Source organism: Actinomyces bouchesdurhonensis, from assembly GCF_963540955.1.
In the GTDB taxonomy this organism is placed as follows: Bacteria; Actinomycetota; Actinomycetes; order Actinomycetales; family Actinomycetaceae; genus Pauljensenia; species Pauljensenia bouchesdurhonensis.
Window position 1 is genome coordinate 1 of sequence record NZ_CAUTSL010000079.1, and the last position, 6,370, is coordinate 6,370.

8 protein-coding genes and 1 pseudogene are annotated in these 6,370 nt (G+C 59.1%); 2 read left to right on the forward strand and 7 right to left on the reverse strand.

The features are described 5' to 3' along the window. From RYL44_RS09630 to RYL44_RS09640, 3 genes and pseudogenes are all read right to left on the reverse strand, one after another. Positions 1–875, reverse strand: an 875-nt coding sequence (locus RYL44_RS09630) for a Fic family protein (protein ID WP_314975836.1), incomplete at its 3' end; no start/stop codon positions are given. Between the two features lie 132 nt (positions 876–1,007). Then, positions 1,008–1,463, reverse strand: a complete 456-nt coding sequence (locus tag RYL44_RS09635; RefSeq protein WP_314975837.1) for a hypothetical protein — start codon at positions 1,461–1,463, stop codon at positions 1,008–1,010. Continuing rightward, positions 1,463–1,663, reverse strand: a pseudogene (locus tag RYL44_RS09640) (TetR/AcrR family transcriptional regulator); the annotation flags it as partial. The pseudogene RYL44_RS09640 and the gene RYL44_RS09635, both read right to left, overlap by 1 nt. Before the next feature lie 56 nt (positions 1,664–1,719). Between RYL44_RS09640 and RYL44_RS09645 the strand changes: the two are divergent. After that, positions 1,720–2,505 carry an aldo/keto reductase gene (locus RYL44_RS09645; protein ID WP_314975838.1) on the forward strand — a complete coding sequence of 262 codons (786 nt, stop codon included), beginning with the start codon at positions 1,720–1,722 and terminating at the stop codon, positions 2,503–2,505. A gap of 461 nt (positions 2,506–2,966) precedes the next feature. Here the strand turns inward: RYL44_RS09645 and RYL44_RS09650 are convergent, their stop codons facing one another. From RYL44_RS09650 to RYL44_RS09665, 4 genes are all read right to left on the reverse strand, one after another. Next, on the reverse strand, positions 2,967–3,812 hold the full coding sequence (locus tag RYL44_RS09650; protein ID WP_314975839.1) for a nucleotidyl transferase AbiEii/AbiGii toxin family protein: 846 nt from the start codon (positions 3,810–3,812) through the stop codon (positions 2,967–2,969). 2 nt (positions 3,813–3,814) lie between these two features. After that, complete coding sequence (locus RYL44_RS09655) at positions 3,815–4,423, reverse strand: type IV toxin-antitoxin system AbiEi family antitoxin domain-containing protein (RefSeq protein ID WP_314975840.1); 609 nt, start codon at positions 4,421–4,423, stop codon at positions 3,815–3,817. Positions 4,424–4,645: 222 nt separating this feature from the next. Continuing rightward, the gene (locus RYL44_RS09660; protein ID WP_314975841.1) at positions 4,646–5,515 is read right to left on the reverse strand and encodes a DUF2262 domain-containing protein; all 870 of its coding nucleotides are present in this window, start codon (positions 5,513–5,515) and stop codon (positions 4,646–4,648) included. A 122-nt stretch (positions 5,516–5,637) separates the two neighbouring features. Then, complete coding sequence (locus RYL44_RS09665; protein WP_003793591.1) at positions 5,638–5,850, reverse strand: type II toxin-antitoxin system Phd/YefM family antitoxin; 213 nt, start codon at positions 5,848–5,850, stop codon at positions 5,638–5,640. A 148-nt stretch (positions 5,851–5,998) separates the two neighbouring features. Here RYL44_RS09665 and RYL44_RS09670 point away from each other — a divergent pair, with 148 nt between their 5' ends. Further along, the gene (locus tag RYL44_RS09670) at positions 5,999–6,268 is read left to right on the forward strand and encodes a type II toxin-antitoxin system RelB/DinJ family antitoxin (protein WP_314975842.1); all 270 of its coding nucleotides are present in this window, start codon (positions 5,999–6,001) and stop codon (positions 6,266–6,268) included. Positions 6,269–6,370: the final 102 nt, after the last annotated feature.

Genomic DNA, 6,370 nt, shown 5'->3' on the forward strand with positions numbered 1-6,370 from the left:
CGCTCGGCGCTCCGCTTCGAGCACCCAAGATATTGCGAAAGCTGAGTGACAGTGGACTGTGGGTTATCCCTAAGGAAAGCAAGCGCACGGGCTCGAGCCATATCCTGCGAGCTCGACGGCTTCGCATACGGAAGAATCGATTCCCGAATCGCCTCGAGCATGAACTCCACGAAACTCTCGCACGAACCGGTCGCACCCGAGCGGGCTAAGGCCTCGTAATAATCCGCCTGCCGCCTCCTGATCGCGGACTCAACAGGCAACCACGCCAACACCGAACGCCACCTCGACAGGAGCAGCGTCTGCCAGAGACGTCCCGTCCGACCGTTCCCGTCAGAGAAGGGATGACAGAACTCGAACTCGACGTGGAAGACGCACGAGGCAAGCAGCGGATGCACACGCGTCGCGCGCAGCCACTCGAAGAGGCCTCCCATGACCTCGGGGACGTAGGCTGCCGGAGTCCCCGCATGGATGAGAGCATCCCCGTTGAACACGCCGACATTGCCCGATCGAAAACGCCCAGCGTCGGGGACGAGGCCACCCATCATCACGAGGTGAACGCGCAGCAGATCCTCCAACGAATGAGGATCGAGTTCAGGAATCAGGTCGTAGGCGGCGCGCGCGTTTTCGACTTCGAGGATGTCGCGCCGGTCTCCGAGAACCCGCTTTCCGTCGATAATCGCGCTCACCGCGCGCTCATCAAGCTTGTTGCCTTCGATGACGAGCGAGGAGTAGATCGTCTGGATCCGCAGCTCCCGACGCAGCGTCGGGCTGGTCGACAGGGGGGCTTGAGGCGACAGCATGCCGACGAGCTCAGCGATCTCCATGCACAACGCATCGATGAGGTCGGTACGTTCAAACGACGGCTCGTAGGCCATGACCACCCCCCATTACCGCCACAATTATACCGCCACTGGCGGTGATCGCGTGGCGCTGAAGGGCAGACGACACACACAACGACAGGAGGCCTCGTCGATTGACGAGGCCATGGCCGGGAGAGCGTGAAACGCTCAGTCGGTCCCGTGAAACGCCCAGGCGCGACCGCGCACACCCCGCGCGATGTAGCTGGCGCCCGCCAGCGTGAGGGCGAGGCCGAGGCCCGTGTAGAAGAAGGCGATGAACCAGTCGGGGAAGAGTCCTGCGGCGCGCATGCCGATGCCAAACGACATCATGAACGCCATCATGAGGTAGCTCTTACGGTCGAAGAAGCGGACGACGTGGTGGCGCTCCCCCTCCAGGTCGGCGATGCGTTGGGCGTTCTTCTTGACGAGTTTGCTGAACATGGGGTGGAACGCGCAGAAGATGGCGACCGCGCCGCCCGCGAGCGCCACGAGGATGATTGCGGCAAGGCCGCGCATGTCGATGGCCGCGCGCACGCCGAGGATCGCGACGTTCAGGCCGGCGAGCAGCCAGACGATGCCGGCGACGGCGATCAGGGGCTGCTTCTTGATGCGGAATCGACTCATTATTTTGTTTCCTTTTCGTCTGCGGTGTCGTCATACAGGGCGGCGTCGAGGAGGGCGAACAGCGTCTCGCACTCGCCGCCCTCCATGAGCGAAGCGAAAATACTGCGCAGCACGTAGCGACACAGGGCCTCGGCGCTCATGGGGCAGACGAGCCGGGAACGAACCACGGCCTCGTCCGCATCGAGGACGCGCGCGAGCCCTCATCACCCTGAATAACGGCGTCACTATTCCCCAGGTCGGCCTCGGCACCTACCTGTTGGAGCCGGACGACGCCCAGTCGGCGGTCACCTACGCGCTCGACAACGGCTACACGCTGATCGACACGGCGAACGTGTACATGAACGAGCGCGGCGTCGGCCGCGGCATGCGCGCATCCTCGAAGGGGCGCGAGGAGATTGTCCTCGAGACGAAGCTGTGGCCGTCGTTCTTTGAGCGCCCCACCGCCGTCGACGAGACGCTGGAGCGCCTGGGCACGGACTACATCGATCTGATGATCCTGCACCAGCCCGCGGGAGACACCGTCGCGGGGTACCGCATCCTCGAGAAGGCGCACGAGGAAGGCAAGATTCGCGCGATTGGCCTGTCGAACTTCAATGTCGCCCAGACGCAGCGCATCCTCGACGAGTGCGAGGTCGTCCCCACGATCAACCAGGTCGAGTGCCACCCCTACTTCCCGCAGACGGAGCTCAAGGTGCTCCTCACGGAGCACAACATCGCACTGCAGGCGTGGTACCCGCTGGGCGGACGCGGCAACGACTCGATCATGTCCGAGTCCCTCGTCCAGGAACTCGCCGAGAAACACGGCAAGTCCCCCGCCCAGGTGCTGCTGCGTTGGCACATCCAGCAGGGGCACGTCGTCATCCCGGGCTCGAAGACGCCCTCGCACATCGCGGACAACATCGACCTCTTCGATTTCGCGCTGACCGACGAGGACATGGCCCAGATCGACTCCCTCGACAAGGGGAAGCCGTTCTTCGAGCACACCGACGAGGCCTTGGCGGGGTTCCTCGCATACGTGCCCGACGTGGAGGGCCAGAAGTAGTCCCACTACCGGGCACTGAACCGAACGCACGACTGTTTCGGTAGCGACACCAGGTGCACATAACGAGGCCTGCCCTGCTTGGCGGGGTAGGCCTCGCGGCGTAAACAAGGGGGTCGTGTTGCTCATGAGCCTGTTTCTACCATCTGAAGTGAGAGCGAATCTCATCGGGAGGTTCGCGCAGACTCGATGGGAAGCTTCGGCCATGACTAGCATCGCCGTGTGGACAACCTGGCTCATCCCCTGCATGTGCCGCATGCTCATGGGCATCCCCATGATCAACCTGTCCGCCAACGCAGCTTTCAGCGTAGCCCTCATCGGGGTCGACGTGATCAGTCTGGCCCTCTACCTGCGCGGGACGCACGCCGGGTGTAACCACCCGCGACCGAGGCCTCTCACGAGACTGGCCCCCTCCTCACACTCAACTATGGTGAATCCTTCATCCGGTTACCAGGAATGGCGAATCACGCAGACACCAAGTTACCAAGCCGCACTGCGGCACTCACCACATCATCGAAGGAAATGTCGGATGCGTAAGGCGCCGATCTCACATAAGACTCCCAGACTGCCAGCATATCATCAGAAAGCCGCACCTTCTCTAGTCGACTCCTATAATCGGCAACAAAAGCAGACGTTCCCCTTTTGCGCGCTGTTGCCTCGAGGGCACGCTTGACCTGGCCATATTCAATCTGATCACCACGAGTATTCAAGAATACGTAAATGTCATAGAAGTCCCTCCCACGTGTATTGGCAACACCTCTGCTGACGACCGTTTCAAACTTCTCAGCGAGAATCGTCGCCACAGGATAAGACATAAGCCTTATAGCGCGATCTTCGAACAGCATCGGATACGGATACTCAACCTCCGCAGGAACGATGGAATCACCTGTTGTGATATCAACTTTAATTGGCGCATTCATTCTTCCATACCGGACCATAATATGAGCACGCCAATTGGGATATTCGTCATCTGTTCTGATTGACTCGACCCGCTCGAAGATGTATTCCATTCCGTCACCGACATCAACAGAGCAGATCTGCTCCATCGTTTGCTCAATAGAGTCGCGATCAAGAGGCATACCAACAACAGTTGTATCCATATCCATCGTCGTGCGCAGAGAGACACCAATCATCGAAGAAATTAGCAGGCCACCTTTGAGAATAAACTTATCAACATACGACGTTTTCTCGAGACGAAGCAGCAAATGTTCAAATAGAAACATCTGCAAGACTTCTTGAGGGCGCAGCCCCTCTCTCTTCGCAATTGCTCGTATCTTTCCACGCAGACTCGCATCGTTACGAATCGCCACGATTACAACACCTCCAGATACACCTGCAACTCACGACGTACTCCAAGAGCTGAGCACATATCAGTCAACCCTTGTAGGTCCTTCTCGCCCCTCCGAAAGTACCCTCCGATAGCATCTTGCATAAGCTGAGCATCGACAGTTCCAGCCTTCCTTTCCCGAATCAGGTCGGCGATTGCGCGCTCAGCACCATAACTCCTCACTGTGTTACCGGAAGGCGTTACAAGGCACGTTACGCCAAGTTCGTATAGGTCAGTCCGCACCCAATGAACTTGAATACCCGGAAATTCCTGAGCCATCTTCACAGAGTTATATCCCCGAGGCACTGTCACGGACTGTGCGACAGGCAGACGATCCGACAGTCCATTGAGATACAGGGCGCTGGCATGGGAGAAAATACTCTTTTTCCACCGGGCACTAATCACAAGAAAGTCATCGTCAAAGACATCTGGAGTGCAGTAAACTCCTCGCGTGAGCCGCTCAATGCGACCGCCCTCACTAGCATGCGCAATGAGTCCAGCCGAGAATCCTGCAGATTTCAGCTGAGAAGAAGAAGCAACACCACCCACGAGCGCGACAAAGTCGACGAGCTCATCCACCCTCACGGAGACCACCCCTTTGCAGACGTTTACACATCACATTATCACGATTGGTGTATACACGTCTACTTTGACTCGGGCCCACTCTCCTCATCAGAGAACAGCCTCGGCCCGGCCCAACGAAACGAGAACAAGGCCGAGACTTACAAACACGGGAACTGATGCGTCGGCGCCGACCAGAGAAGGTTCGGCGCACACACGCCCACGAATCATCACCTCACCTCCAGCAGCCAGTACTCACCCCTCCATATTCGCCGCGGTCACCCCGTTCGCCAGGGTTCCGTACGCGGTGACGCAGTGCCCGAAGAACATGTCATCATCGTCGAAATAGGCTGAGAACGAGCCGTCGGCGTCCATCGCGATGCTCGTGAGTTCGATCCGCTGCGCGAAGCTCTCTTCCGTAATCTCCGGGACGTCCTCGTCGGCTGACTCGCGCCACTCGCACGCGAGTTCGGTGAGCTGCCGCGCGGCGAACGCTCGCATGTCGCGATCCCACCGGTCTTGATCGGTCATCATCTGCTTCATGGCGGCCACGGCAGCAGTCCAGGTGTCTTCGCTGGATGAATCAACCTCCAGAGAGATGTCGATGTCCTCACCCCGCCACGAGATGCCTCCCTCGAACATGTCGAGGTCCTTGTCGAGGGAGAGCTCGCCCAACTCCTCGTCGTTGAGGACTACCGGCCTGCGATACTCAGCCAAGACCTCGTCCAGTGCGGGGCACGGAGGATTCTCTTCGAGAACCTCCACGATCAGGAATTGGTTCTGCGAGGAGGCGGTCACGCCCTCGGGAATCTTGTGCGGAATCCTCTTGCGCGCCTTGAGGCGGTACACCGCCTCCCGACGGAAGCGATCGAGGATTCCTCCGGCATCGCTTTCCTCGTCGCTGACGGGATAGACGATCCGGCCGTCACCCGTGTGCAGTGCACCGGTCTGGCAGTCCACATACGCAATGAAGTAGTGCGAGACGTCCCAGAATCCGTTCATCTTGCCGGCCCCGCTACCGCCGGCGAGCAGGACGAGGATCTCCTTGGCCTCTTCCTCGAAGGTGCGTTCCCATTCGGCCTGCGTCATGTCGTTTTGTGAGCGCATGTATTCGAGCAGATCCACGTGTCATCCTCCTTGATCAATGGCCTCCGCTTCGCTACGACGAACCCTACCCCACGCGAGGCGCCATGATCACGTCGGAAACAAACCAGCTCCGGCCTCGCCCTGCGAAAACGCGAAAGCGCTCACTTCGCAAGCTCTTCAAACACGTCCGCGTAGGCATCCATGAAATCGACAGCGACATCGACGGCGCTCTCAGACTGCTGCGCAGGCTGAATGACGACCCAAGGCCTGTTGTTCTTGAGGATCGTGACAGGCTTCCCCGTCCTGTTCACCTCTGCTGTCACCCGCGAAAAGTTATTCTTCGCCTCGGCAAGTCCCATAGTTAGTGTCGACATGCTTCTCCTATCACCCTTAGCCATAATTATGGCCAGAATCTGAGCTCAGATCAACCGGCCACTGCATCCCAGCACTCAATGCCACCCCAGAGCAACCCCGGGATGGTGCCGGTCTGGGACTAAAATATGGATAGCGAAAGGAATAACAATGCCGACGATGCCCCGCACCGCCGAGGTGAAGACCCGCACGACCGCACAGATCAAGGCCGACGCCGCCGCCGTCTACGCACGCTGGGGTATTAGCCTGTCGGACGCGATCAACATCTTCCTGGCGAAGTCGATTGAGGTCGGCGGACTCCCCTTCGACATACACCCCGAGGCTCCCACGTTTGACGGACTCGAGCGCTACGCCTATCGCCCCAGCATGGATGCGAATGGAGTCGCGCGGCTCCCCGGAGACTGGGATGACGGCGAGTGATGCGGTGCCCGATTCCTAGAAAATAGCTAGCTAAGGAAAATAGATCATGGCGGTGTCAATGGGTGGTAGCAATGAGTTCGTTGAATGCTTCTGTTGGGGTGC

Coding starts and splice junctions, on each gene's coding strand:
- RYL44_RS09635 (WP_314975837.1), bottom strand. CDS start 1,463: ATGAGTCGATTCCGCATCAAGAAGCAGCCCCTGATCGCCGTCGCCGGC.
- RYL44_RS09665 (WP_003793591.1), bottom strand. CDS start 5,850: ATGTCGACACTAACTATGGGACTTGCCGAGGCGAAGAATAACTTTTCG.
- RYL44_RS09670 (WP_314975842.1), top strand. CDS start 5,999: ATGCCGACGATGCCCCGCACCGCCGAGGTGAAGACCCGCACGACCGCA.